The sequence below is a fragment of the Streptomyces sp. Act143 genome, from assembly GCF_003143935.1.
GTDB lineage: Bacteria > Actinomycetota > Actinomycetes > Streptomycetales > Streptomycetaceae > Streptomyces.
In genome coordinates this window covers 9,049,560-9,072,827 of record NZ_QFRX01000001.1, presented here as the reverse complement: position 1 = coordinate 9,072,827, position 23,268 = coordinate 9,049,560, and the positions used below count along the sequence as shown (strand labels likewise).

Sequence of the window (23,268 nt, the reverse complement as noted above, 5' to 3'; positions counted from 1 at the left end):
GTCACCCAGGCAGCGCCGGTCCCGCCGGTCACCACGGGTGGGTCTCGAGGTACTTGGCGATCCCCTCCCGCTCCCAGACGCCGTCGGCGACGACGACGCGGTAGCGGCGGGTGAGGGTGGCGCCGGGGGCCAGTTCGAGTTCGTCGTAGAAGGCCCAGGAGGGGGCCACACCGGCGAACGGGTCGTTGCGGACGAACCAGTGGGCCGGGTGGGCGCCTCCGGTGCCCAAGTGGTCGTTCTCGGGGGCGTGTTCGAAGACGAGGGTGGCGTGGCCGTCCGTGCCGTCGTGCTCGCCGGAGAAGGCCAGCCAGGGCGCCTGCGCGCCCAGCAGGCCCGGCCCCTCGGCGTCCGGGGCGGTGATCCGGCCGTCGCGGAAGGCCCGCGGGCCGCGCCAGAACAGGCCGGTGTATCCGGCGAGCTCGCGTCCGGCGGTGGTGGGGCTGCCGAAGAGCAGCGGCTCGTCGCGCCGGTTGGTGATGGCGCTCGTCCAGGTCAGCGCCCAGGAACCGGACTCGGGGTCGACGTCGTGGATCTCGATGCGGCGCCGCTCGTCGGCCCACAGCTCGCCGCTGTACGGGTGCCACGTGAGACGCTCGGCGATGACGACCCGGTCGTCGTGCGCGGCGACCTCGTCGAAGGCGGCATGGACCATCGAACCGACGCGCTCGGGGAGTTCGAGGTAGCCCTCGCCGTGGACGTAGGAGTTGCCGCCCCACAGGTTGGCGCCCGACACGTGCGAGGCGGTCAGGGACAGGCCCTTGTGCCAGCGGTGGTCGTTCGGGCGGTAGTCGGTGACGACGTCGCCGGCCAGGGTCCGCAGCGGGTGGATGTACGGCTTGGGCGCCTCCCAGGCCGCCTCCGGGCGGTACACGTACGCGAGCAGCTCGACGCCGGTGGCGGGGTCGGTGACGGTGATGCGGTCGCCGTGCGCGTGGACGATGCGCAGCGCGCTCATGCGGGCACCTCCTCGCCGGCGACCGGGGCGGTGGCCGCGGGTGCCCAGCCGGGCGCGTTGCCGTGCATGGCCGTGTAGTACGGGTCGCCGGGGCCGATCTCGCCCGCCTTCACCGTGGCGTCCGTGAACGCCGACTTGTAGAGTGCGGCGATCAGTTCCAGGCTGGTGCGCCCGTCGGCGCCGCTGCTGCGCGGGCGCTGCCCGGCCCGCATGCTCGCGACCAGTTCGCGCAGCTGCTCCAGGTGCGAACTGGGCACGTCCGGGCCGAAGTCCCGCCAGGCGTCCGCCTCGTCGCCCGGCACGTCCCGGGCCGGTGTGATGCACCAGTTCGCGTTGCTGTGGCCGTAGAGGTGGGTGAGCTCGACGGTCGCCCGCTCGCAGTCGATGCGGATGCGGCTGACCTCGTCGGGGCTCAGGACGCTGTTCACGACCGTGGCCATGGCGCCGTTCGCGAAGCGGACCAGGGCGGTGGAGACGTCCTCGGTCTCCACGTCGTGCACCAGCCTCCCAGCCATGGCCCGCACCTCGCTCCAGGGCCCGAGCAGGTCGAGCAGGAGGTCCATCTGGTGGATGCCGTGCCCCATGGCGGGGCCGCCGCCCTCGGTCGCCCAGCGCCCGCGCCAGGGCACGGCGTAGTAGGCGGTGTCGCGGTACCAGGTGGTCTGGCAGTGGGCGACCAGCGGTCGGCCGAGGGCCTGCTCGGCGAGCAGGCGGCGCACATGCCGGGTGCCCGAACCGAATCGGTGCTGGAAGACGATGGAGGAGTATGGACCGCTCTCCGCACCCTCCTCCGCCTCCACCGCCGCGTAGTCGGCCAGCGTCGGCATCGGCGGCTTCTCGCACCAGACCCAGGCCCCGGCCCGCAGCGCGGCGATGCTCTGCTCGCGGTGCAGGGTGGGCGGGGTGCAGATGGTGACCAGGTCGGGCCGCTGTTCGCGGAGCATGCGGTCGAGGTCGGTGTAGGCGTGCGGAATCCCGCCGGCGGTACAGAACTCCTCGACGGCCGCGGCGTCGATGTCGACCGCGGCGACGACCTCGGTCTCGCCCTCCTCGGCGAGCTTGGCGAGCGCGGGCAGGTGGGAGCCGCGCGCGATGGCGCCGGTGCCGATGACGGCGGCGCGGATGCGGCGCCCGTCGAAGGGAGTGAGGGGGGACATGGGCGTGATCAGCACTCCTCGTACGAACGGCGGACAGCGCCGACGCCTGCCATACGACCAGCAAGCGCTTTCTCTCCGCAGCAACCTAAGCGGCGGGACTATGACCGGTCAACAGGTCGTACCCCAGCCCACGGGGTCTTCTCACCCCCTGGTCACCGCCTCCCCCCGAACTCCCCGCGAAGCCCCTGTGCCGGACCCGTCACCGGCGGACGCTAGGCTGCCCTCCACACCTGTGATCACCGTGGCCCGGGCGGCTCGGTGTGCCCGTCGCTCCTTCCACGATCAGCGCTTGGACTCCGTACCTTCATGTCTTGGTTTGAATCCCTCATCCTCGGACTCGTCCAGGGGCTCACCGAGTTCCTCCCGGTCTCCTCCAGCGCGCATCTGCGGCTGACGGCGGCCTTCTTCGAGTGGAAGGACCCGGGCGCGGCCTTCACGGCGATCACCCAGATCGGCACCGAGGCCGCCGTGCTGATCTACTTCCGCAAGGACATCGGGCGCATCATCGCGGCCTGGTTCCGGTCGCTGACGAACAAGGCCATGCGCAGCGACCACGACGCCCAGATGGGCTGGCTGGTGATCGTCGGCTCGATCCCGATCGGCCTGCTCGGCGTCACCCTCAAGGATCAGATCGAGGGCCCGTTCCGCGATCTGCGCATCACCGCGACCATGCTCATCGTGGTCGGCGTCGTCATCGGCATCGCCGACCGCATGGCCGCCCGCGACGAGAGCGGCGGCAAGCACCGCGCGCCGACCCAGCGCAAGTCGCTGGAGGACCTGGGCGTCCGGGACGGCCTGATCTTCGGCCTCTGCCAGGCCTGCGCCCTGATCCCGGGCGTCTCCCGCTCCGGCGCCACCATCAGCGGCGGCCTCTTCATGGGCTACCGGCGCGAGGCCGCGGCCCGCTACTCCTTCCTCCTCGCCATCCCCGCCGTGCTGGCCTCCGGCCTGTTCGAGACCAAGGACGCGCTGGAGGGCGGCCATGTGGAGTGGGGGCCGACGATCTTCGCGACGATCGTGGCGTTCGCCGTCGGGTATGCGGTCATCGCGTGGTTCATGAAGTTCATCTCCACCAAGAGCTTCATGCCGTTTGTCTGGTACCGCATCGCGCTCGGCATCCTGGTCATCGTGCTCGTGTCGGTCGGCGCGCTCAGCCCGCACGCGGCGGAGTCGTCGGGCTGACACCCCCGGCGTCCGCGGCCCGCGGGGTCCATGGGGGCCGTGGGGCCCGCGGACGAAATCCAACACGTTCGCCCAGTGAACGCCGTGACCCATCACATACGTTGTGGGTAGCCGTTCGGTAGCGCAGTGTCAGTGCTTGCCCCTAGGCTTGTCCGCATGTCCCCCGATTCCATGGCCTCTGGTTCCGTGCGGTCTGCTGCCGAAGTGAACGAGCAGATCCGTGCGTTGTGGCTGCGGGCGGGCGGTTCGCTGTCGACCCAGGAGCGCGAGGAGTACGAGCTGCTGGTGGTCGAGTGGGCGGCCGCGATCCGCGGCAGTGTCATCGAGGCGGCCTGACCGGGCCGCCCGGCTCAGTCGTTGACGGCTCCGTAGCGCAGGCCCCCGCCGCCGGGCAGCAGATAGCCCATGCCACGCTTCGCCGGCAGCACGCCGTCCAGCGTCCCGGCGTCGGCCAGGCCGGAGACGCTCCACCCGACCAGGCCGAGACTGAAGGGCGCCCTGCGGAACGCGTCCAGGCCGATGACGGCCAGCCAGTCGTCCGCGGCAGCGGAGCGGTGGTAGGGACCGTCCTCGAAGGTCACGCCCGCCTGCCGCAAGGCCGAGAGCGGCACACCGAGATCCAGCCAGTCGCCGCTGTCGTCACCGCCCCGCACCGCCGTCACCTCACACACGACAAGCTCCCCCGAAGGCAGCCGGACCCGGCCGAGGAGCTGTCCGAACTCCTCCAGCGAGACCACCGAGCACGGCACGGCCTCCTGCTCCTCCGGCTCCCGGTCCCGGTGCCCGTAGCAGCCCCGCACCCCCGCCGCGCCCCACACCGCGTCCAGGACGGCCTGCAGGTCGGCGTCGTCACTCGAACCGACCTCGATGGCCAGTTCGTATGTGCCTTCGCCCCAGAACTGGTGGCGGAAGAGGGCGGCGTATGTCATAGGGCCATCCTCTCCCGGACGCACCCCTCCTAAGATCCACTCCATGAGACACCTCGACAGCGTCCCCCCGCGCCAGGGCCTCGTCATCTTCCTGAACGGCACCTCCAGTTCGGGCAAGTCGAGCATCGCGACCGCGTTGCTGTCGGTGCTCGACGAGCCGTACTTCCACCTGCCCGTGGACGCCTTCCACGCGATGCGGTCGAGTGCGCCGGTGCCGCCGGACCAGCTGGGCACCGTGCTGCACCGCACCTGGCAGGGCTTCCACCGCGCGGTCGCCGGAATGGCCGCCGCGGGGAACAACGTCGTCGTCGACCATGTCCTGAGCGCCGAGTGGCGGCTCCGCGACTGCCTGTCCCTGTTCGTTCCCCGGCAGGTGGTGTTCGTCGGTGTGCACTGCCCGCCGGAGGAGCTGGAGCGCCGCGAGCGCGGGCGCGGCGACCGGCCGGCCGGGCTCGCGGCGCGTCAGCTGGAGCAGGTGCACTCCCACGGGATCTACGACATCGAGTGCGACACGAGCCGCGCCACCCCGCGCGAATGCGCCGTGCGCATCAAGGAGTTCCTGCCCGGCCGCCCGACACCCACCGCGTTCGAGCGGCTGGGCGCGGCCGTGTGACGCCCCGGATCAGCGGACCGGCAGCTCACAGGCTTCGCGGAAGTCGTCGTACGCCTCGCCGTACTGCATGGCCGCGACGAGGAACATGGCCCGGTCCGTCAGGGCCTCGCGCAGGCTCTCCGGCTCGCCGAGGCGGCGGGCGAGGGCCACGCCCTCGGCGAAGACCGGGCGCAGTGGTTTGAGGATGCGGTGGTGGCGCTGTTCCCGGTACACGGCGGTGCGTACGGTCAGTCTGCGGTGCTGGGCGATCAGCTCAGGCAGCGGGGTGGACGGGTCCTCGCGCAGCGCGGCGACCTGTTCCTCCAGCGTCTCCAGCCCCTCGAAGTAGGCGTGTCTGACATCCGTCGACCAGTCCAGGTACGGCGCACCGAAGCCCGGACCCGGTGTCTGCGCGTCCGGTACGGGCTCCGCGGACCGGCCCGACAGGGCGAGCAGGGTGACCCACCACGACAGGATGTTGCTCCAGCTCTTGCGCTCACCGGTGAGATCCAGCTCGGCCAGGAGGACGAGGGCCTCCTGCCGGGCCGCCGCGGCCCCGCTCCGGCGATCGGCGGTATCCAGCATCCGTGCTTGGTGGGTCAGTTGCCACACCTGGATCGCCAACGCGGTGCTGTCCGCGGCGACTTCCGCCCGGGTGATGTCCACCAGTTCCGCGAAGGCGTCGATCGCCGCCTCCTGCCGTCCGGCGGCCTCCAGTGCGGCGACCCACCGCACCACCGACCAGAAGGAGTTGTCCTCCGGGGTCAGCGGCCGCATCGCGTCGACCGACTTCCCGCAGATCTCCGCCGCCTCGTCGTACCGTCCCTCCTCGGCCAGAACCTCCGAAAGCCGCCAGTGCCCGTACATGGGGCTCTGCACCTGCCCGTGGTCGAAGCCCCACCGCCCGGCCGCGGCCATCTCCTCACAGACGGCGAGGCCCTCCGTCCGGCGCCCCAGGGCGTAGAGGCCGTGCTGGTAGGAGTCCAGGGCCCGGACCAGCAGCTCGGTCCGCCGCGGGTCCCCCTCGTCGATGCGCCGCGCCACGGCCACCGCCTCCGCGTGCCGGGCCAGCCGCGCTTCCGGCAGGTCACGGACCTCCGGCTGGTATCCGTACGACACCAGCGCCTCGACCAGTTTCGGACCATAGGTCAGCGGACTCACCGCCGACAGCACCCGGTACGCCTCGACCTGCCGCGCGACGCTCGGCCTCCCCGACTCGAGCAGAATCGTCCGCGCCCTCAGCACCGCATCCTGATCGACCTTCTCCGAGTGATTCATGACGGCGATTCTCAGAGCCGGGAGGGGGCCGCAACAAGCCTCCCGGGCAGTGCCGTTCGTCCTACGAAGACCCGCTCCGACCTGTCATGATGGAGCCGTCTCAACCCCCCAGCACCCCCAGCACCCCCTCCTCGCCCTGCTGGGCGACGCCCGAAATCCCCCGCACCGCACCGCGGTCGTCTTCGCTACCGTCGTGGCATGCGAGCGATCGTCATGGGCGCAGGCATCGGGGGACTGGCCGCGACGCTGGCGCTGCGCCGGGCCGGGGTCGAGGTGACGCTGGTCGAGCAGACACCGCGGTACACCGAGACCGGTGCCGGAATCCAACTCGCCCCGAACGCCACGCGGGTGCTGCGTCGGCTGGGCCGGCTCGACGCGGTCGCCGCGCAGGCCGCGCCGCCCGGCCGGCTCAGCTTCCGTACCTGGTCCGACGGCACGGAGATCTGCCGTTACACGCTGGGACGTGAGGTCGACGACGAGTTCGGGGCGCCCTATCTGCAGGTCCACCGGGCCGATCTCCAGCAGGCGCTGGCCGCCGCGGTGCCGCCCGGGTCGGTACGTCTGGGCACCGAGGTCGTGGGCATCGACCAGGACGACAAGTCGGCCACGGTGACGACCGCCGACGGCGAACGCCTCACGGCGGACCTGGTGGTGGCCGCCGACGGCATCCGCTCCGCGGCCCGCCGGTGGCTGTTCGGGGCGGACGAGGCGGTGTTCTCGGGGACGGCCGCCTACCGGGCGCTGCTTCCGGCCACCGAGGTCGCCGATCTGGAACTGCCGGACACCGGGATATGGCTCGGGCCCGGCCGGCACTTCGTCCACTACTGGCTGCGCCGGGGTGAACTCCTCAACGTCGTCGCCGTGTTCGGGACGGAGACGGCACACGAGTCGTGGACCGCGCTGGCGGAACCCGGAGAACCGCTACGGGCGTTCACGGGGTGGGAGCACCGGGTGGTCCAAGTCCTGGAACGCGCGGGGCGGATGTACCGCTGGGGCATCTACACCCGTACTCCGCTGGCCCGTTGGCACGTAGGGCGGGTGACGTTGCTGGGCGACAGCGCCCACGCCATGGTGCCCTTCCAGGCACAGGGTGCGGCGCAGGCGATCCTCGACGCGGCCGTGCTGGGCGACTGTCTCACGAACGCGGCCTCGGACGACGTACCCGAGGCGCTCGACCGGTATGTGGGCAGGCGCCTGGCCGCCGCCACCGGCATGCAGGCCCGCTCCGCGCGCGCGGGCGAGGAGTTCCATCTGCCGGACGGCCCGGCGGCCCGTGCGCGCGACGCCCGGATGGCGGCCCACGCGGCGGAGCACCGTTTCTGGTCGGCGTCGAGCGCCTGGGCCGCCGACGTCCTCGACGATCCGGCGCCGCGATGAGCGCCGCGCCCCCGACCACGGACCCGACTGGAGCCCTCCGCGGCCCGATTGTCGGCGCACACCCCTTGGCCCGGCCCGTCCCATGCCCAACACTCGGCCCATGACGCAGCGTGTGGAGCTCGCCACCGTGATGGACCGGCTGGCCGTCGACGGACTGATCACCGACTACGCGGTGGCCGTGGACGACGGCGACTGGACGGCGTACCGAAGCCTGTTCGCCCCGGACGGGCGGGCGGACTACCGGTCGGCCGGCGGGGTCGAGGGGGACGCCGGGCAGGTCGCGGCCTGGCTGGCGGAGAGCCTGAGCCTCTTCTCGATGCGGCAGCATCTGATCGTCAACCGCCGCGTCACCTTCGGCACGCTGGACCACGACACGGGAGACACGGCCCGGGTGCAGGCCGACTACATCAATCCGATGCGCTTCGTGCGGGACGGCCAGGACGGCGAGGCGTCCTCGGCGCCCGACTTCGTGTGCGGCGGCCGGTACGCCTTCGGGCTGCTGCGCACGGCCGACGGCTGGCGGCTGCGCGAGGTGGTCGTGCACGAGAAGTGGCGGCGCCTTCCGGGCCCCCGGCCCGCGCCCGTGATCAACTGAGGCGATGCCCTCTGTCCCCGGGGCGTCCGTACCGAGCACACTGGAGGGACGCACGGGGTAGGGAGGCGCCGCATGAAGACGCTCGGCCACTGGCTCACCACCCCGTGGCGGAGATCCGCGGTCGCCGCCCTGGCCGGGGCGCTGCCCGTGCTCGCCTTCCCGGCCCCCTCGCTGTGGTGGTTCGCCTACGTCGCCCTGGTCCCCTGGATCACGCTGGCCCGCTCCGCACCGACCGGGAAGCGGGCGGCGTACGACGGCTGGGCGGGCGGGTTCGGCTTCATGCTGGCGATGCACCATTGGCTGCTGCCGAGCCTGCATGTCTTCACGCTCGTCATCGCGGCCCTGCTCGGCGGGCTGTGGGCGCCCTGGGGATGGCTGGTCCGGCACTTTCTGACCGGCCCCGGCCGGCGGGTCGTCGGCGCCTTCTTCGTCCTCCCGTCGGGCTGGCTGCTGGTGGAGCTGGTCCGCTCCTGGCAGGGGCTGGGCGGGCCGTGGGGCGTGCTCGGCTCCAGTCAGTGGCAGGTGGAGCCCGCGCTGCGGCTGGCCTCGGTCGGTGGAGTGTGGCTGATCAGCTTCCTGATCGTGGCCGTGAACGTCGCGGTCGCCGTCCTGGTGGTCCTCCCCCGGTCCCGCGTGCCCGCGGTCGCCGGTCTCGTCGCCACCGCCGCCGTCACCTCCGCGGCCTGGACGTGGTCACCGCGTCCCGAAGCGGACGGCCGGGTGCGGATCGCGGTCGTGCAGCCGGGTGTCATCGACGGGCTGGGCAGCGGCGACAAGCGCTTCGCCCGCGAGGAGCGGCTGACCCGCGAACTCGCCGGGCGGGACGTCGACCTGGTCGTGTGGGGCGAGAGCAGTGTCGGCTTCGACCTCGGCGACCGGCCCGACCTGGCCGGAAGGCTCGCCGCGCTCTCCCGGGAGACCGGCGCCGACATCCTCGTCAACGTGGACGCCCGCCGCTCCGACAAGCCCGGCATCTACAAGAGCTCGGTGCTGGTCGGCCCGGACGGGCTCACCGGGGACCGGTACGACAAGATGCGGCTCGTGCCGTTCGGCGAGTACATCCCGGCCCGCTCCCTGCTCGGCTGGGCGACCTCGGTGGGCAAGGCCGCGGGCGAGGACCGGCGGCGCGGCAGCGAACAGGTCGTGATGGACGTAGGGCACGGGCTGCAGATCGGCCCGATGGTCTGCTTCGAGTCCGCGTTCCCCGACATGAGCCGCCATCTCGCGGAGGCCGGCGCCGAGGTGCTGATCGCGCAGTCGGCGACGTCGACGTTCCAGGAGAGCTGGGCGCCCGAACAGCACGCCTCGCTGGCCGCCCTGCGTGCCGCGGAGACGGGCCGCCCGATGGTGCACGCGACGCTGACCGGGGTGTCGGCGGTGTACGGCCCGGAAGGACAGCGGGTCGGCTCCTGGCTGCCCACGGACGCGAGCACGTCCGCGGTCTACGACGTCCCGCTGGCCACCGGCGTCACCCCGTACGTCCGCCTCGGCGACTGGCCGACGGACGTGGCGCTGCTGATCCTGGCCGCCTGGTGCGTCGTACAGGGCCTGACGGCCGTACGGCTCAGGCGGACCGCTCCCGCACCGCGCGTACCACCCGCTCGCACAGCTCATGGGTCGCCAGCGCGTCCCGGGCGCTGAGCACCTTGCCCGCGCGCACCGCGTCGAGGAAGGCGAGCACCGCCTGTTCGATGCCGCGCTGCCGGGCCACCGGCACCCAGTCCCCGCGCCGGCGCACGGTCGGCTGGCCCTTGTGGTCGACGATCTCGGCGAGGTTGACGACCTGACGCTTGGTGTCCTGGCCGGAGACCTCCAGGATCTCCTCGGCGGAGCCGCTGAGCCGGTTCATCACGCCGAGCGCGGTGAAGCCGTCCCCGGCGAGCTGGAGGACGACGTGGTGCAGCAGACCGTCCTGGACGCGGGCGCGCACGGTCACGTCGTCGACCGGGCCGGGGGCGAGGAAGCGCAGGGTGTCGACGACGTGGATGAAGTCGTCGAGGATCATCGAACGCGGTTCCTCGGGCAGCCCGATGCGGTTCTTCTGCATGAGGATCAGCTCGCGCGGGTGGTCGGCGCACTGCGCGTACCCGGGCGCGAACCGCCGGTTGAAACCGACGGCCAGCGACACCCCGCGCTCCTCCGCGAGCGTCACCAGCCGCTCGGAGTCGGCGAGTTCGTAGGCCAGCGGCTTGTCGACGTACGTCGGTACGCCCGCCTCCAGCAGCCGCGTCACGATCTCCGGGTGCACGGCGGTCGGCGCGTGCACGAAGGCCGCGTCCAGGCCTGTGGCGAGCAGCGTGTCGAGGTCCTGGTGCCGCTGTCCCTCGGGGAGGTGAAGGCCGTCGGCGACCCTGGCCAGGGTGGCGGGCGTCCGGGTCTGGAGGTGGAGTTCGACGCCGGGCAGGCCGCCGAGCACCGGCAGGTAGGCCTTCTGGGCGATGTCGCCGAGTCCGATGCAGCCGACCTTCACTGATAGATCTCCCTAACGCTTGCCCGTGTCCGACACGACGGCAGCATACGGGGGCTGCGGGGGCCGCCAGTCGGCGATGCCGTCGAAACCTCGCAGGAAGAGGGCGGGGCCGACCTGGGACAGCGCGGTGAGAGCCGTGTCGCGGGCGGCCATCAGGGCACGGTTGCGAGTCATGTTGAGGCGGCTGATCCGGACGGCCTGGCGGGCGATGCCCGTCGTCCGGGGCAGGCGGGCGGCGGTGTAGGCGGCGAGGTCGTCGGCGTGGTGGGCGAGGACGACCGCGTCCTCGACGGCCTGGTTGCCGCCCTGGCCGAGGGTCGGGGGCATGGCGTGCGCGGCGTCGCCGAGGAGGGCTACCCGGCCGTGGTGGAAGGCGGGCAGCGGGTCGGCGAGGTGGTGCACGTCGTGGCGCAGGACGTCCTCGGGGCGGGCGGCGGCCAGCACGGCGGGGATCGGGTCGTGCCAGTCGCCGTAGCGGCGCAGCAGTTCGGCCCGCTCGTCGTCCGGTGCGTGCTGTCCGGCGGGGGTCACGGCGGCCGCGTACGCGTAGACCCGGCCGTCCTTGAGCGGGTGGGTGCCCCAGATGCGGCCCCGGCCCCAGGTCTCGTGGGAGGCGAACTCGACGCCGGGGACGGGGATCACGACCCGCCACGTGGTGAAGCCGGAGTAGACGGCACCGGGGTGGCCGGGGAAGAGCGCACCCCGTACGGCGGAGCGGACCCCGTCGGCGGCGACGACCAAGTCGGCCTCCAGCTCGCCGTCGGGCGTCCGGACGCGGGCCGGGCAGCGGGCGTCCCCGGGGTCGAGGAGGGTCGACGCGGCGTCGGTGCGGACGGTGCCGGGCGGGAGCAGGGCGGCGAGGCGGTCGACGAGGGTGGCGCGGTGCAGCAGCACGAGCGGGCCGCCGAACCGCTCCGCCGCGGCGGTGGCACTGGTGCGGGAGAGCCAGCGTCCACGGGGTGTGCGCAGTCCGCCGTCGCCCTGCCAGGCGGCCAGGTCGCGGATCAGGTCGCCGATGCCCAGCACGTCCAGGGCGCGCAGCGCGTTGGGGGCGAGGGAGATGGCGGCGCCGACGGGCTCCAGCGAGCGGGCCCGTTCCAGGACGGTGACCCGGTGACCGCCCAGGTGCAGGGCGGCGGCCGCGGCCAGGCCGCCGATACCGCCTCCGATGACGATGACGTTCTTGGGCTGTGCCATGACTCCTCCTGGGCAGGGACACCCACCATCCGCTCACTACAGGTGTAGTGCGAAGCGATGCCGAGATTACTACACCCGTAGTGTCGATTACTACACCTGTAGTACGCCGGGTAGGTTGTGCCCCATGCCCGCACGCACGACGACCGCCAAGACCGCCGCGACCACCAAGGCCACCATGTCCGCCACCGCCGCCTCCCGCGCCGACCTCGTCGCCGACACCGCCCTCGCGCTGCTCGCCGAGCGGGGCATGCGCGGTCTCACCCACCGGGCGGTCGACGACGAGGCGGCGCTGCCGCCGGGCTCCACGTCCAACGTCGCCCGCACCCGCCAGGCCCTCCTGGAGCTGGCCGTACGGCGACTCGCGGACCGCGAGGCGAAGGTGCTGGGCCTGCACGAGATGCCCGCCGCCGACGCCGGCCTCCCCGCGCTGGTGGACGCCCTCGCCCTGGCGACCCACCGGTCGCTGACCCACAACCGCGCGCTGACGCTGGCCCGCTACGAGCTGGCCCTGGAGGCCACCCGCCGCCCCGAGCTGCGCGCCTACTTCGACGCGGCCGGCGCCCGCTTCCGCGACCGGCTGACCGTCCTCGTCACCGCACTGGGCTCGACCGACCCGGCCCGGCATGCGCTGTCGCTGGCCGCCTGGGCGGACGGACTGATGTTCTCCTGCGTGGCCGGGTCGTTCGGGGCGCAGCTGCCGGGCCTGGACGAACTGCGAGCGGGATTGCGGGAGTTGCTGGACGGCATGCTGGGAGCGTGAACCCGCGGTAGCGCTGTGCCGCGTCGCCCTTCCCGCCCGCCTCGGCACCGTCACCCCCGACGCCGCCGCGCCCTCCGTACGGGGCCGGAGATCACCCGTGCGGGGCAACCTCCGCTTGTCCGCTGTCCCGAACCCGGCGGTAAGCAGCAGAGTTGCGCAGGTGCATCGAACGACGACCACCGCAACGCTCCTGGTCACCGTGGCTGTCTCGGCCCTCTCCGGCTGTGTGACGGTCCAGCGCCCGCCGGTCCCGGGCCCACCGGCGGCGCCGTCCCTGCCGGCGACGGCGCCCCGGCCGGACGGTCAGGCCGAGCCGCAGATCGTGCAGGCACCGGCGCGGGAGGCCCTGGAACTCATCGGCCCGTCCCCTGACGCGAAGCCCGGCACGGCCGACCCGGGCCGTGCGGCGCCACCGTCCGCCGCCCCGGAACCGGCGCCGCGGCAGCAGGCCCCGCGGACGCACCCCGAGCACCCCGCCCACCCGGCGCACCCCGAGGCCGGCCGGCCGCAGCACCCGGGGCGCCCGCACGTCGAGATCCCCGACGTGGCGACGGCGGTACCGAAGAACCCGGACGTGTGCGGCCTCGGCAGGCAGTACGGCGGCTGGCACAAGGACAGCCCCGAGGCGAGGATCTGCGAGCAGACGTACGGGCATTGACCCCGGCGTCGATGCCCGGGCGAGTCAGGGGCGCTGTCTCGGCGGCGCCCACCCGCCCTCCCCCGACGGGCCCCCGTCCCCCTCCCCCAGCCGCAGCTCCAGCCGGCTGATCGCGGCTCGCACCCCGTCGCCGTAGCTGTCGTCGGCGAGGGCGTCCGCCGCGCCCCGCGCCCGGCGGAGGTGGCTGCGGGCGGCGTCGGAGCGGTCGAGCTTCACATAGTCGGCGGCCAGATTGAGATGCAGCGACGGATACAGGGCGCGCACCGCCAGTGCGCTCTCGTGCTCGGCGAGGCGGTCGTCGGTCAGTTCCTCGGCGGCCGTCAACGCCCGCAGGTCCCAGGCCAGTTCGTCCGAGGGATCGTCCTGGGCGTCGGCCATGTAGTGGGCGAGGGTGCAGCGGTGCAGGGGGTCGCCGTCCTCGCCGATCTCCGCCCACAGGTCCAGGAAGCGGTGCCGGGCCTCCTCGCGGTCCCCCGCGTGGTGCAGCATGACGACCTGTCCGATCCGCGTCATCACGGCGTCCGGCGCCGCCTGCTCCTGTCGCTCCGCCACCGCGTCCTCCACACCCTCAAGCCGTCCTGGTCGCACCCGACGCTAACCGCAGGCACCGACAATCAGGGCGAAGCGGGGCCGACCCGGTGCACCGGCCCCGTGGCAGGTCAGCCCAGGTTCGGGATCGTCCAGTCGATCGCCTCGTGGCCCTGGAGCGCCACCGCCTCGTTGATCTGCGTGAACGGGCGGGAGCCGAAGAACTTCTTCGCCGACAGGGGCGAGGGGTGGGCGCCCTTGACCACGACATGGCGGGTCTCGTCGATCAGCGGGAGCTTCTTCTGCGCGTAGTTGCCCCACAGGACGAAGACCGCCGGGTCGGGCCGGTCGGCCACCGCGCGGATGACCGCGTCGGTGAACTTCTCCCAGCCCTTGCCCTTGTGCGAGTTGGCCTCGCCGGCGCGGACCGTGAGGACCGCGTTGAGGAGCAGCACGCCCTGCTGGGCCCACGGCAGCAGATAGCCGTTGTCCGGGACGGGCGTGCCGAGCTCCTCCTTCATCTCCTTGTAGATGTTCCGCAGCGAGGGCGGGGTCTTCACCCCGGGGCGGACCGAGAAGCACAGGCCGTGGCCCTGGCCCTCGCCGTGGTACGGGTCCTGGCCGAGGATCAGGACCTTCACCTGGTCGTACGGAGTGGCGTCGAGCGCGGCGAAGACCTCCTCGCGCGGCGGGTAGACGGGACCCTTCGCCCGCTCCTCCTCCACGAACTCCGTCAGCTCCTTGAAATAGGGCTGCTGGAGCTCGTCGCCCAGGACCCCGCGCCAGGACTCGGGCAGCATGGCGATGTCGGTCACGTCAACGTCCTTATGTCGTGCGGTCACTTCAGTGCTCAGAACCTACAGGCGACCACTGACAACGGACCGCACACCCCGAAAGCCCCCACTCACCAGCTCGTCTTGCGGTAGAGCTCGCCCATCATCATGATCGTCGACGGGTCCAGGGCCTGCTCGCCGCCGGAGATGTCGTCGTTCGCGGCGACGTACTGCCGGCCCTGCCACAGCGGCACCAGCCGGGCGTCGTCGGTGATGATCTGCTGGGCCTCCTCGAAGTCCTTGACCACGTTGGCGCGGTCGCTCTCGCCGCGCGAGCGCGGCAGCAGGATGCCGGTGATCTGGGGCTGCGGGTAGGGCGTGCCGAGGGCGTTCTTGTCGCCGACGAAGGGGGCGATGAAGTTGTCGGCGTCGGGGAAGTCGGGGAACCAGCCGCGTCCGAACACCGGGTACTCGCCGTTCTGGTAACCCGTCACATACGTCTTCCAGGGGCGGCTCTTCAGGGTGATCCGGAAGAGGCCGGAGCCCTCCAGCTGGCTCTTCAGCTCCTCGAACTCGGCCTTGGTGGCCGAGCCGTAGCGGTCGGTGGTGTACCAGAGCTGGAGGGGCACGGTCTGGGTGATGCCGGCGCCGCGGAGGATCTTCTTGGCCTTGGCGACGCTGGGGTTGCCGAAGTCGTCGAAGAAGCCGGTGGTGTGGCCGGTGAGGCCCTTCGGGACCATGGAGTACAGCGGCTCGACGGTGTCCTTGTAGACCTTGTGAGCGATCGCCGCGCGGTCGACGATCTGGGCGACGGCCCTGCGGACGGCGGCCTTGCCGGCCCAGGGGTCCTTGGGGTTGAAGACCAGGTAACTGATCTCGGTGCCCACACCGTCGAAGAGCTGGAGGTCGGAGTGGGACTGCTCCTTGTCCAGGGTCACGATGTCGTCGGCGCCCAGTCCCCGGAAGGCGACGTCCAGGGAGCCGTCCTTCAGGCCCTGGACCATGGGCGCGGAGTCCTTGAAGTAGCGGATGGTCACCGCGTCGTTCTTGCGCTCGGCGTACCCGTCGTAGTCGCCGTACTTGACGAGTTCGGCCTTGTCCTCGCTGTACGACTTCAGCGTGTACGGCCCGGAGCCGACGACGCTGTCGCCCTTGCGCAGCGCACCGGCCGGGTACTCCTCGGGGTCGACGATCGACATGGCGGGGGTGGCGAGGACGAACGGGAAGGTCGCGTCGGCCTTGTTGAGGTGGAAGACGACCTCGCGGTCGCCGAGCGCCTGGACGCGTTCGAGGCTGCCCAGCAGACCGGCGGGGCCGCCGTTGACGTTGATCTTGCCGATCCGGTCGATGGAGTGCTTGACGGCCTTGGCGTCGAGCGGGTCCCCGTTGGAGAACTTCAGTCCCGCGCGCAGCGTGCAGCGGTAGGTGCGGTTGGAGTTGTCGCTGAACTCGCAGCTCTCGGCGGCGTCCGGCTGGGGCGTGGTGGCGCCGGAGGGGTAGCTGAGGAGGGTCTGGTAGATGTTGCGGAACAGCTCCCAGGAACTGTCCCAGGAGGCGGCGGGGTCCAGGGTGCTGGGGGCGCTGGTGGTCCCTACGACGATCGGCCCCTTGTCGTCGGAGGAGTCCGACGACAGGACACCGCACCCGGCCACCAGCGACGATATGGACGCGAAGGCCGCCATCCGACGAAGGCCTCGGTTCCGGTTGAACACGCGCACGCTCCTCGATCTGCCATGCCAAGGGTTGGCAGACCATACCGCAGCCCCGGGCGAGCCGAACCGGGTCTTCCGGCGGGTTCTCGGCCGCCGGGATCGTGGCAACGCTGTCAGGAGTCTGTGCGGTTGTTGTACGTCCCCGTATAGGGCGTTCGTACGTCGACACGGGCGCCGTTTCTGTCGAGCGGCGCCCGTGTCACGCGTCGCGGGTCAGCCGACGCCGGCGTTGAGGAAGATGCCGCCGTCGACGACGAGCGTCTGGCCGGTGATCCAGTCCGACTTCTCGGAGGTGAGGAACTCCGCGGCGCCGCCGATGTCGGAGGGCACGCCGAGCCGGGCGAGCGGGTAGGCCGCCGCGGCCTCCTCCTCCCGGCCCTCGTACAGGGCCTGGGCGAACTTGGTCTTCACCACGGCCGGGGCGATCGCGTTGACCCGCACCTTGGGCGCGAACTCGTGGGCGAGCTGCTGGGTCAGGTTGATCAGGGCGGCCTTGCTGACGCCGTAGGCGGCGATGAAGGGCGAGGGCGCGAGGCCCGCGACGGAGGCGATGTTGACGATCGCGCCGCCGTTGTCCTTCTGCCAGGCGTGCCAGGTCTTCTGCGCGAAGCCCAGCGCCGAGATCACGTTGGTCTCGAACACCTTGCGGGCCACGTTGAGGTCGAGGTCGGCGATCGGGCCGAACACCGGGTTGGTACCGGCGTTGTTGACCAGGAAGTCGACGCGACCGAAGGCCTCCATGGCGCGCTCGACGGCGACGGCCTGGTGGGCCTCGTCGTGGGCCTTGCCGGCCACACCGATGACCCGGTCGGCGCCGAGCTGCTCGACGGCCTCCTTCAGGGCGTCCTCGTTGCGGCCGGTGATGACCACGCGGTCACCGCGGGCTACGAGCGCCTCGGCGACGCCGTAGCCGATGCCGCGGCTCGCGCCCGTGACCAGGGCGACCTTGCCGGAGAGTTCGGGGAGTTCCACCGCAGTCATGTTCCTGTTCCCTAGTCGAGCGGTCCGCCGGCCACGTACAGCACCTGGCCGGAGACGAAGCCGGCGGCCTCGTTCGTGAAGAAGGCGATGGCGTTGGCGATGTCCTCGGGCTCGCCCACGCGGGCGACCGGGATCTGGGTGGCGGCGGCGGCCTTGAACTCCTCGAAGCCCATGCCGACGCGGGCGGCGGTGGCCGCGGTCATGTCGGTGGCGATGAAGCCGGGGGCGACGGCGTTGGCGGTGATGCCGAACTTGCCGAGCTCGATGGCGAGGGTCTTGGTGAAGCCCTGCAGACCGGCCTTGGCGGCCGAGTAGTTGGCCTGGCCGCGGTTGCCGAGCGCGGAGGAGGAGGACAGGTTGACCACGCGCCCGAAGCCGGCGTCGACCATGTGCTTCTGGACGTACTTCGTCATCAGGAAGGAGCCGCGCAGATGCACGTTGAGGACGGTGTCCCAGTCCGAGGCGCTCATCTTGAACAGCAGGTTGTCGCGGAGCACGCCCGCGTTGTTGACGAGGATGGTCGGCGCGCCGAGTTCCGCGACGACGCGCGCGACGGCCGCCTCGACCTGCGCCTCGTCGGAGACGTCGGCACCGACGGCGACGGCCCGGCCGCCCGCCGCGGTGATCTTCTCCACGGTGTCCTTGCAGGCGGCCTCGTCGAGGTCGATGACGGCGACCGCGCGGCCCTCGGCGGCCAGTCGTACGGCGGTGGCGGCACCGATGCCGCGCGCGGCGCCGGTGACGATGGCTACCCGCTGCTCAGTGGTGGACATTGCTGCTTCTCCTCGCCCTTGAAGAATGTGCGGCCCGATCGATGCCCGACCAGTGCCCGATCGCTTGCGGATCGCTGCCCGATCGCTTCCCATCCGGTGAGCGACCGCTTAGTACCTTCGGCAGACGAGACGCTAGAAGCCCTGGCACCCGGTGTCAACGCCGCGCGGCCCGGGTGTGATCCATTACCTGACCAGGAGCTCCAGCAACCGCTCGGTCTCGGCCGCCGGGTCCAGCGTGACCCCGGTGTGCACGGGGCCCGGCTGGACGACGGTGGAGCGGGGCGCGATCAGCCAGCGGAACCGCCGTCCGGCGTCGTCGGAGGCGGCCTGACCGGCGGTGTCGCCACCGCCGCAGACCCGCTCCACGGCGGCCAGCGCCGCCCTGATGCCGGCCACGTCCGCGTCCGGGTCCAGGGCGCGCAGCCGGGCCTCGTCGAGGTGGGTGCGGGCACCGACGTACCCCTGCGCGCGGCAGTAGACGAGCACCCCGGCGTTGATGCACTCGCCGCGCTCCACGCGCGGGACGACGCGCAGCAGGGCGTACTCGAAGACGTCGCGTCCGCTGCCACCGCCGCCCTTGATGATGTGGCGCTCGACCACGCTGCCGGCCATGTGGATGTGGCGCTCGCTCATTTGATCCCCTGGATGCGGTCGCGGATGACGGCGGCCCGGGCCAGCAGGGTCCGGGCGTAGGCCCGGCGCAGCTCGTCCGGGGTGTCGAAGCCGGGTTCGCCGGCCAGCCAGACGTCCGGGATCTCGGCCGTGACCTCGGCGAGGAGGTCCTCGGTGACGCGGGGGGCCAGGTCGGCGGCGGCGCTCGCGAGGTCCGGGGCGAAGCGGGCGAGGGCGTGGTCGGCGGCGTCGTAGGGGCGGGCCGCGGACTTCTCGGCGCCGGGCCAGTTGTGGTGCCAGATCATGGTGGCGCCATGGTCGATGAGCCACAGCTCGCCGTGCCACATCAGCAGGTTGGGGTTGCGCCAGGACCGGTCGACGTTGTTGATCAGCGCGTCGAACCAGACGATCCGCCCGGCTTCCGCCGGGTCCACCGTGAAGGCGAGCGGGTCGAAGCCGAGGGCGCCGGAGAGGAAGTCCATGCCGAGGTTGGTGCCGCCGCTGGCCCGCAGCAGGTCCTGCACCTGCTGTTCGGGCTCGCCGAGACCGAGCACCGGGTCCAGGTCGAGCGTCACGAGCCGCGGCACCCGGAACCCGAGCCGTCGGGCGAGCTCCCCGCAGAGGACCTCGGCGACCAGCGTCTTGCGGCCCTGTCCGGCGCCGGTGAACTTCATGACGTACGTCCCGAGATCGTCGGCCTCGACGAGTCCCGGCAGCGAACCGCCCTCACGCAGGGGCGTGATGTAGCGGGTCGCGATGGCTTCCTTGAGCATCGCCCCAGGTTACTGGGGCTCCGCTGAACAACCCGCACTCCGGGGCCGTACCTCAGGGCAGTTCACGAGGTATCCGCGGAAGGGACGTCAGCATGGCCAGCGAATCGCTTCATCCCGCTTCGGCTCCGAGCCGCCGTACGGTCGTGGCGGCGGTGGGGGCGGCAGGGCTCGCCATCACGCTGAACGCGTGCGGCTCGGAGGACGACGGCTCGGCCTCCGCGGCCGGGACCACCCTGGGGAAGGTCTCGGACATCCCGGAGGGCGGCGGCAAGATCTTCGCGGACGCGGGGGTGGTGGTGACCCAGCCCACGGCGGGCACGTACAAGGCGTTCTCCTCCAAGTGCACCCACCAGGGCTGCGCGGTGACGGGGATCGCGAACGGGGTGATCACCTGCCCGTGCCACAAGAGCGAGTTCTCGGTGACCGACGGCAGCGTGAAGAAGGGCCCCGCCACCCAGCCGCTCCCGGAGGAGAAGATCACCGTGAGCGGGGAATCGATCACCCTCGCGTGAACGTCAACCTCGTCGGCGCGCGCTCAGCACGGCCAGCAGGTCGCCCGTCGTGGTGAGGGTGGCGACCAGGGCGAGGGTGTTGCGGATCATCGCGGGGGTGTAGTCGGAGGGCACCCCCGCGATGGCGTCCGTGGGCACCACCACGGTGTAGCCGCGGTTGACCGCGTCGAACACGGCGTTCGGGATCGCCACGTTGGCGGAGACGCCGGTGACCACGAGGGTGCGGCAGCCCAGGTTGCGCAGCAGCGGGTCGACGTCGGTGCCCTGGATCGGCGACAGCCCGTGCAGTCGTCGTACGACGAAGTCCTCCTCGGCGACCTCGATCGGGGCCGCCGGCCGGACCGCGGTGGTGCCGGACAGCTGCTGGACGGGGAGCCGTTCGGCGGCGCGGAAGAGGCGGGCGTTGCGGTTGGCGCCGCGGCCGTCGGGGCGGCGTTCGGCGATCGCGTGGACGACCTGGACGCCGCTGTCGTGGGCGGCCCTCACCAGCCGGGCCACGTTGGCGAGGGCACCCGACGAGCGTGCCTCCTCGGCGAGTTCGGGGAGGGCGCTGTCCGGGCCGACGACGCCCTGCTGGCACTCGACCGTGAGCAGCACGGTGGTCGCCGGGTCGAGGAGCTCGCTCAACTGCTCGTGCGACGGCACGTTCTTCCCCCTTGTCGCCGACGGTGCGGGCGGGCGAGCGTAACCACCATTGCGTGTCGAGGGAAGACACCGCATTGTTTTTCTGACGCACTGTCAGATTCTGCAGCAGAAGAGAGAAAGAGGGGGCGCATGGCCGTCACTCAGCGCCGGGGCCGGAAGATCATGATGACGCCGGGCGAGCTGGACGAGTTCCTCGTCAGCCAGCGCACGTGCCGGGTCGCCACCGTGTCCAAGGACGGTGCCCCGCATGTGAGCACGCTCTGGTTCGCCTGGGACGGCACCTCGTTGTGGCTGTACTCGGTGGTGAAGAGCAAGCGCTGGACCGACCTGCGCCGCGATCCGCGGGTCGCGATCGTGGTCGACACCGGCGAGGAGTACGACGAACTGCGCGGCGTCGAGCTGTCGGGGGCCGTGGAGTTCGTGGGCGAGGCGCCTCGCGTCGGCGATCTGCACGCCGAACTCGACGTCCCCGAGACGCTGTTCGCCCGCAAGAACTTCGGCCTCGACGAGATGCCGCACGACGGGCGGCACGCGTGGATGCGACTGACGCCGGAGAAGATCGTGTCCTGGGACTTCCGCAAGCTGGCTGCCCTGTGAGGCGGTTCAGCCGAGGTCGGCCGCCGCCGTCCGGAGCGCCTCGACCGCGGCCCTGATCGACGGGCGGCGGTCGGCGTCCGCCCGCCAGACGACGTACACATGCCGCCGGACCCGCTGCTTGAGCGGGACGGTGACCACACCCTCGGGCATCGGGTGCCGCCCCAGGAGCGGGGCGATACAGACACCCAACCCGGCCGCGACGAGGCCGAGTTGGGTGTGGGTCTCGGCGGCGCGGTGGCCGACGATGGGCTCGATGCCCTTGGAGCGCAGGGTGAACATCAGCCACTCGTGACAGAACTCGCCCTCCCCCCAGGTGATCCACTCGTCCCCCGCGAACTCGGCGAGGTCCACCTCGGCACGGTCGGCGAGCCGGTGCCCGACCGGCATCGCCACGTCCGCCGGGTCGTCCAGGACGGAGGCCTTGACCAGGCCGTCCGGGAGCGGCATCGGCTTGTTGTACCAGTCCAGGACCACGGCGAGGTCGAGGTCGCCGCGGACCACACCGGCGATGCCGAGCTCCGGCTCCAGCTCGCAGGAGCGGACCCGCAGCGCGGGGTGCTCGGCGACGAGCGCGGAGAGCGCGGCCGGGAACAGCCCGCGAGCGGCCGTGGGGAACGCGGAGACCCGCAACTCGCCCACCACCTGACCGCGTTGCGCCTCCAGATCGGACTGGGCGAGCTCGACCTGCGACAGGATGCGCGCCGCGTGCTCGGCGAGCAGCCGCCCGGCGTCCGTGAGCCGCACCCCTCGGCCGTTCTTGGCGAGGAGCTGCTGCCCGACCTCCCGCTCCAGCTTGGACATCTGCTGAGAGACGGCGGAGGTCGTGATGTGCAGACCTTCGGCGGCCCCGCTCACCGAGCCGTGACGGGCGAGGGCGTCGAGGGTGCGGAGGCGTTCCAGGTTCAACATGTAAGCGATACTACGAGGTACCGGGTCGGAAATCTTGGTTGTGCTACGAGGTTTTCGGCGCGATGGTTGCTTCCATGACCACCGCCACCGCTTCTCGCACGCCTGCGCTCGACTGGCGTCTGCGCTTCGGCGCGCTCGCCCTGATCTGGGGCTTCAGTTTCCTGCTCATCAAGGTGGGCACCGAGGGGTATGCCCCGTTCCAGGTCACCTTCGGGCGGCTGTTGTTCGGGACGGCGGTGCTGGCGGTCGCGATGGCGGTCAAGCGGCAGCGGTTGCCGCGCGGCGCCCGGACCTGGGGCCATCTGGCGGTCGCCGCGTTGCTGCTCAACGCCCTGCCCTTCTCACTCTTCGCGTACTCGGAGCTGTCCATTCCGTCCACACTCGCGGGCATCTGCAACGCGACCTCGCCGCTGTGGGGCATGGCGCTGTCCCTGGTCGCCCTCTCCGAGGACCGGCCGACGCGGGTCCGGGTGGCGGGGCTCGGGATCGGGTTCCTCGGGGTGCTGACGGTGCTGGGCGCCTGGCAGGGCTTCCACGGCCTGGACGCCGGGGGCACGGCGATGGCCCTGCTGGCCTCGCTGAGCTACCCGATCGGCTGGATCTACGTCCGCCGCACCCTGGCCGGGTCCGAGCACTCCCATCTCTCCATGACCGGGGCCCAGTTGCTGCTGGCGACGCTGCAACTGGCGATCTTCACGCCACTGTTCACCTCCTTCCCGACGCGGTTCGCGGGCGTGCCACTGCTCGCGATCGCCGCGCTGGGCGCGCTCGGCACCGGGTTGGCGGTGCTCATCCAGTACGGCCTGGTCGCCGAGGTCGGCCCCACGACGGCCCAGATGGTCACGTACTTCATCCCCGTCATCGCCACGGGCGCGGGCGTCACCATCCTCGGTGAATCGCTGACCTGGTCGACGCCGGTGGGAGCGGTGATCGTGCTGGCGGGGGCGGCACTGACCCAGGCGAGGCAAACACGACCGTCCGCCGGCAGGACGGCACCGACACGGGCGCCGCAAACGCGACCGGCCGACGGCAGCACGGCACTGGCGCAGGCGCCGCAAACGCGAACGTCCGGCAGCGATGCGGCACCGGCACGGACGAACCAAGCCCGCCCCTCCGACAGCGCAGCCACACCGACGCACACGAACTAAGCCCGGCTACCCTCCGACAGCAGAACCGCCCGACACGGACGAACCAGCCCACCCCTCCGGCAACGGAGCCACACCGACGCACCGAGCTGAGCCCGGCCGACTCTCAGACAGCAGAGCCACCCGACGCGGACGCATCAAGCCCGCTCCCCGACAAC

At 71.8% G+C, this 23,268-nt stretch carries 26 protein-coding genes; 11 read left to right on the top strand and 15 right to left on the bottom strand.

Going from position 1 to position 23,268, the window contains the following annotated elements:
• Positions 1 to 28: 28 nt before the first annotated feature.
• Positions 29 to 955, bottom strand: a complete 927-nt coding sequence (locus DI272_RS41475) for a PmoA family protein (RefSeq protein ID WP_109500302.1) — start codon at positions 953 to 955, stop codon at positions 29 to 31.
• Positions 952 to 2,112 (bottom strand): Gfo/Idh/MocA family protein, encoded by a 1,161-nt coding sequence (locus DI272_RS41470; RefSeq protein WP_109500301.1) that lies wholly within the window; start codon positions 2,110 to 2,112, stop codon positions 952 to 954. Before DI272_RS41470 ends, DI272_RS41475 begins: the two co-directional genes overlap by 4 nt.
• Before the next feature lie 306 nt (positions 2,113 to 2,418).
• Between DI272_RS41470 and DI272_RS41465 the strand changes: the two genes are divergently transcribed.
• The gene (locus DI272_RS41465; RefSeq protein WP_109500300.1) at positions 2,419 to 3,294 is read left to right on the top strand and encodes an undecaprenyl-diphosphate phosphatase; all 876 of its coding nucleotides are present in this window, start codon (positions 2,419 to 2,421) and stop codon (positions 3,292 to 3,294) included.
• 156 nt (positions 3,295 to 3,450) lie between these two features.
• Complete coding sequence (locus DI272_RS41460; RefSeq protein WP_109500299.1) at positions 3,451 to 3,630, top strand: hypothetical protein; 180 nt, start codon at positions 3,451 to 3,453, stop codon at positions 3,628 to 3,630.
• Positions 3,631 to 3,644: 14 nt separating this feature from the next.
• Here the strand turns inward: DI272_RS41460 and DI272_RS41455 are convergent, their stop codons facing one another.
• Complete coding sequence (locus DI272_RS41455; RefSeq protein WP_219933875.1) at positions 3,645 to 4,223, bottom strand: hypothetical protein; 579 nt, start codon at positions 4,221 to 4,223, stop codon at positions 3,645 to 3,647.
• Positions 4,224 to 4,266: 43 nt separating this feature from the next.
• Here DI272_RS41455 and DI272_RS41450 point away from each other — a divergent pair, with 43 nt between their 5' ends.
• Positions 4,267 to 4,836, top strand: coding sequence for a chloramphenicol phosphotransferase CPT family protein (locus tag DI272_RS41450; RefSeq protein WP_109500298.1), 570 nt, complete (start codon positions 4,267 to 4,269; stop codon positions 4,834 to 4,836).
• Positions 4,837 to 4,845: 9 nt separating this feature from the next.
• Here DI272_RS41450 and DI272_RS41445 read toward each other — a convergent pair whose 3' ends face one another.
• Positions 4,846 to 6,093 (bottom strand): hypothetical protein, encoded by a 1,248-nt coding sequence (locus tag DI272_RS41445; RefSeq protein ID WP_109500297.1) that lies wholly within the window; start codon positions 6,091 to 6,093, stop codon positions 4,846 to 4,848.
• A 198-nt stretch (positions 6,094 to 6,291) separates the two neighbouring features.
• On the opposite strand from DI272_RS41445, the gene DI272_RS41440 reads away from it, so the two are divergent.
• The 3 genes from DI272_RS41440 (at position 6,292) to lnt (ending at position 9,706) form a co-directional block, all read left to right on the top strand.
• Complete coding sequence (locus DI272_RS41440) at positions 6,292 to 7,470, top strand: FAD-dependent monooxygenase (RefSeq protein ID WP_109500296.1); 1,179 nt, start codon at positions 6,292 to 6,294, stop codon at positions 7,468 to 7,470.
• A 100-nt stretch (positions 7,471 to 7,570) separates the two neighbouring features.
• The gene (locus DI272_RS41435) at positions 7,571 to 8,065 is read left to right on the top strand and encodes a nuclear transport factor 2 family protein (protein ID WP_109500295.1); all 495 of its coding nucleotides are present in this window, start codon (positions 7,571 to 7,573) and stop codon (positions 8,063 to 8,065) included.
• A 72-nt stretch (positions 8,066 to 8,137) separates the two neighbouring features.
• Complete coding sequence (gene lnt, locus DI272_RS41430) at positions 8,138 to 9,706, top strand: apolipoprotein N-acyltransferase (RefSeq protein WP_109500294.1); 1,569 nt, start codon at positions 8,138 to 8,140, stop codon at positions 9,704 to 9,706.
• Here the strand turns inward: lnt and DI272_RS41425 are convergent.
• Together DI272_RS41425 and DI272_RS41420 are read right to left on the bottom strand one after the other, a co-directional pair.
• A complete protein-coding gene (locus DI272_RS41425; RefSeq protein ID WP_109500293.1) occupies positions 9,630 to 10,535 on the bottom strand; it encodes a Gfo/Idh/MocA family protein in 906 nt (301 codons plus the stop codon). The genes lnt and DI272_RS41425 overlap by 77 nt on opposite strands.
• Positions 10,536 to 10,547: 12 nt before the next feature.
• Complete coding sequence (locus DI272_RS41420; RefSeq protein ID WP_109500292.1) at positions 10,548 to 11,732, bottom strand: FAD-dependent monooxygenase; 1,185 nt, start codon at positions 11,730 to 11,732, stop codon at positions 10,548 to 10,550.
• Positions 11,733 to 11,907: 175 nt separating this feature from the next.
• Between DI272_RS41420 and DI272_RS41415 the strand changes: the two genes are divergently transcribed.
• Both DI272_RS41415 and DI272_RS44790 read left to right on the top strand, forming a co-directional pair.
• Positions 11,908 to 12,492 carry a TetR/AcrR family transcriptional regulator gene (locus DI272_RS41415; protein WP_109501310.1) on the top strand — a complete coding sequence of 195 codons (585 nt, stop codon included), beginning with the start codon at positions 11,908 to 11,910 and terminating at the stop codon, positions 12,490 to 12,492.
• A gap of 160 nt (positions 12,493 to 12,652) precedes the next feature.
• Complete coding sequence (locus DI272_RS44790) at positions 12,653 to 13,150, top strand: hypothetical protein (RefSeq protein WP_109500291.1); 498 nt, start codon at positions 12,653 to 12,655, stop codon at positions 13,148 to 13,150.
• Between the two features lie 24 nt (positions 13,151 to 13,174).
• On the opposite strand, the gene DI272_RS41405 is transcribed toward DI272_RS44790, so the two are convergent.
• From DI272_RS41405 to DI272_RS41375, 7 genes are all read right to left on the bottom strand, one after another.
• Positions 13,175 to 13,702, bottom strand: a complete 528-nt coding sequence (locus tag DI272_RS41405) for a hypothetical protein (protein ID WP_109501309.1) — start codon at positions 13,700 to 13,702, stop codon at positions 13,175 to 13,177.
• Between the two features lie 107 nt (positions 13,703 to 13,809).
• Positions 13,810 to 14,493, bottom strand: a complete 684-nt coding sequence (locus DI272_RS41400; RefSeq protein WP_109500290.1) for a uracil-DNA glycosylase — start codon at positions 14,491 to 14,493, stop codon at positions 13,810 to 13,812.
• A gap of 89 nt (positions 14,494 to 14,582) precedes the next feature.
• Positions 14,583 to 16,163 carry an ABC transporter substrate-binding protein gene (locus DI272_RS41395; protein ID WP_109500289.1) on the bottom strand — a complete coding sequence of 527 codons (1,581 nt, stop codon included), beginning with the start codon at positions 16,161 to 16,163 and terminating at the stop codon, positions 14,583 to 14,585.
• A gap of 213 nt (positions 16,164 to 16,376) precedes the next feature.
• On the bottom strand, positions 16,377 to 17,144 hold the full coding sequence (locus DI272_RS41390) for an SDR family oxidoreductase (protein WP_109500288.1): 768 nt from the start codon (positions 17,142 to 17,144) through the stop codon (positions 16,377 to 16,379).
• Between the two features lie 11 nt (positions 17,145 to 17,155).
• Entirely contained in the window at positions 17,156 to 17,917 is a 762-nt protein-coding gene (gene fabG, locus DI272_RS41385; protein WP_109500287.1) for a 3-oxoacyl-ACP reductase FabG, read from the bottom strand.
• 183 nt (positions 17,918 to 18,100) lie between these two features.
• Positions 18,101 to 18,550: a DUF3037 domain-containing protein gene (locus DI272_RS41380; protein ID WP_109500286.1), complete on the bottom strand. Its 450-nt coding sequence runs from the start codon at positions 18,548 to 18,550 to the stop codon at positions 18,101 to 18,103.
• On the bottom strand, positions 18,547 to 19,302 hold the full coding sequence (locus DI272_RS41375; RefSeq protein ID WP_109500285.1) for a HipA family kinase: 756 nt from the start codon (positions 19,300 to 19,302) through the stop codon (positions 18,547 to 18,549). The genes DI272_RS41380 and DI272_RS41375 overlap by 4 nt, the downstream gene beginning before the upstream one ends.
• Positions 19,303 to 19,394: 92 nt before the next feature.
• Between DI272_RS41375 and DI272_RS41370 the strand changes: the two genes are divergently transcribed.
• Complete coding sequence (locus DI272_RS41370; protein WP_109500284.1) at positions 19,395 to 19,814, top strand: Rieske (2Fe-2S) protein; 420 nt, start codon at positions 19,395 to 19,397, stop codon at positions 19,812 to 19,814.
• A gap of 3 nt (positions 19,815 to 19,817) precedes the next feature.
• Here DI272_RS41370 and DI272_RS41365 read toward each other — a convergent pair whose 3' ends face one another.
• Positions 19,818 to 20,459, bottom strand: a complete 642-nt coding sequence (locus DI272_RS41365) for a cysteine hydrolase (RefSeq protein WP_109500283.1) — start codon at positions 20,457 to 20,459, stop codon at positions 19,818 to 19,820.
• Between the two features lie 129 nt (positions 20,460 to 20,588).
• Here DI272_RS41365 and DI272_RS41360 point away from each other — a divergent pair, with 129 nt between their 5' ends.
• Complete coding sequence (locus DI272_RS41360; protein WP_109500282.1) at positions 20,589 to 21,056, top strand: pyridoxamine 5'-phosphate oxidase family protein; 468 nt, start codon at positions 20,589 to 20,591, stop codon at positions 21,054 to 21,056.
• 6 nt (positions 21,057 to 21,062) lie between these two features.
• On the opposite strand, the gene DI272_RS41355 is transcribed toward DI272_RS41360, so the two are convergent.
• Positions 21,063 to 21,965, bottom strand: a complete 903-nt coding sequence (locus DI272_RS41355; protein WP_109500281.1) for a LysR family transcriptional regulator — start codon at positions 21,963 to 21,965, stop codon at positions 21,063 to 21,065.
• Between the two features lie 74 nt (positions 21,966 to 22,039).
• Between DI272_RS41355 and DI272_RS41350 the strand changes: the two genes are divergently transcribed.
• Positions 22,040 to 23,113: a DMT family transporter gene (locus DI272_RS41350; protein WP_258314822.1), complete on the top strand. Its 1,074-nt coding sequence runs from the start codon at positions 22,040 to 22,042 to the stop codon at positions 23,111 to 23,113.
• The last annotated feature ends 155 nt before the right edge of the window (positions 23,114 to 23,268 follow it).

Bases quoted from the DNA above. Each gene is read 5' to 3' on its own strand.
- DI272_RS41390 (WP_109500288.1), bottom strand. From the start codon at position 17,144: ATGACTGCGGTGGAACTCCCCGAACTCTCCGGCAAGGTCGCCCTGGTC.
- DI272_RS41450 (WP_109500298.1), top strand. From the start codon at position 4,267: ATGAGACACCTCGACAGCGTCCCCCCGCGCCAGGGCCTCGTCATCTTC.
- DI272_RS41380 (WP_109500286.1), bottom strand. From the start codon at position 18,550: ATGAGCGAGCGCCACATCCACATGGCCGGCAGCGTGGTCGAGCGCCAC.
- DI272_RS41435 (WP_109500295.1), top strand. From the start codon at position 7,571: ATGACGCAGCGTGTGGAGCTCGCCACCGTGATGGACCGGCTGGCCGTC.
- DI272_RS41475 (WP_109500302.1), bottom strand. From the start codon at position 955: ATGAGCGCGCTGCGCATCGTCCACGCGCACGGCGACCGCATCACCGTC.
- DI272_RS41455 (WP_219933875.1), bottom strand. From the start codon at position 4,223: ATGACATACGCCGCCCTCTTCCGCCACCAGTTCTGGGGCGAAGGCACA.
- DI272_RS41420 (WP_109500292.1), bottom strand. From the start codon at position 11,732: ATGGCACAGCCCAAGAACGTCATCGTCATCGGAGGCGGTATCGGCGGC.
- DI272_RS41445 (WP_109500297.1), bottom strand. From the start codon at position 6,093: ATGAATCACTCGGAGAAGGTCGATCAGGATGCGGTGCTGAGGGCGCGG.
- DI272_RS41370 (WP_109500284.1), top strand. From the start codon at position 19,395: ATGGCCAGCGAATCGCTTCATCCCGCTTCGGCTCCGAGCCGCCGTACG.
- DI272_RS41355 (WP_109500281.1), bottom strand. From the start codon at position 21,965: ATGTTGAACCTGGAACGCCTCCGCACCCTCGACGCCCTCGCCCGTCAC.
- fabG (WP_109500287.1), bottom strand. From the start codon at position 17,917: ATGTCCACCACTGAGCAGCGGGTAGCCATCGTCACCGGCGCCGCGCGC.
- DI272_RS41465 (WP_109500300.1), top strand. From the start codon at position 2,419: ATGTCTTGGTTTGAATCCCTCATCCTCGGACTCGTCCAGGGGCTCACC.
- DI272_RS41350 (WP_258314822.1), top strand. From the start codon at position 22,040: ATGACCACCGCCACCGCTTCTCGCACGCCTGCGCTCGACTGGCGTCTG.
- DI272_RS41415 (WP_109501310.1), top strand. From the start codon at position 11,908: ATGTCCGCCACCGCCGCCTCCCGCGCCGACCTCGTCGCCGACACCGCC.
- DI272_RS41375 (WP_109500285.1), bottom strand. From the start codon at position 19,302: ATGCTCAAGGAAGCCATCGCGACCCGCTACATCACGCCCCTGCGTGAG.
- DI272_RS41470 (WP_109500301.1), bottom strand. From the start codon at position 2,112: ATGTCCCCCCTCACTCCCTTCGACGGGCGCCGCATCCGCGCCGCCGTC.
- DI272_RS41360 (WP_109500282.1), top strand. From the start codon at position 20,589: ATGGCCGTCACTCAGCGCCGGGGCCGGAAGATCATGATGACGCCGGGC.
- DI272_RS41440 (WP_109500296.1), top strand. From the start codon at position 6,292: ATGCGAGCGATCGTCATGGGCGCAGGCATCGGGGGACTGGCCGCGACG.
- DI272_RS41460 (WP_109500299.1), top strand. From the start codon at position 3,451: ATGTCCCCCGATTCCATGGCCTCTGGTTCCGTGCGGTCTGCTGCCGAA.
- lnt (WP_109500294.1), top strand. From the start codon at position 8,138: ATGAAGACGCTCGGCCACTGGCTCACCACCCCGTGGCGGAGATCCGCG.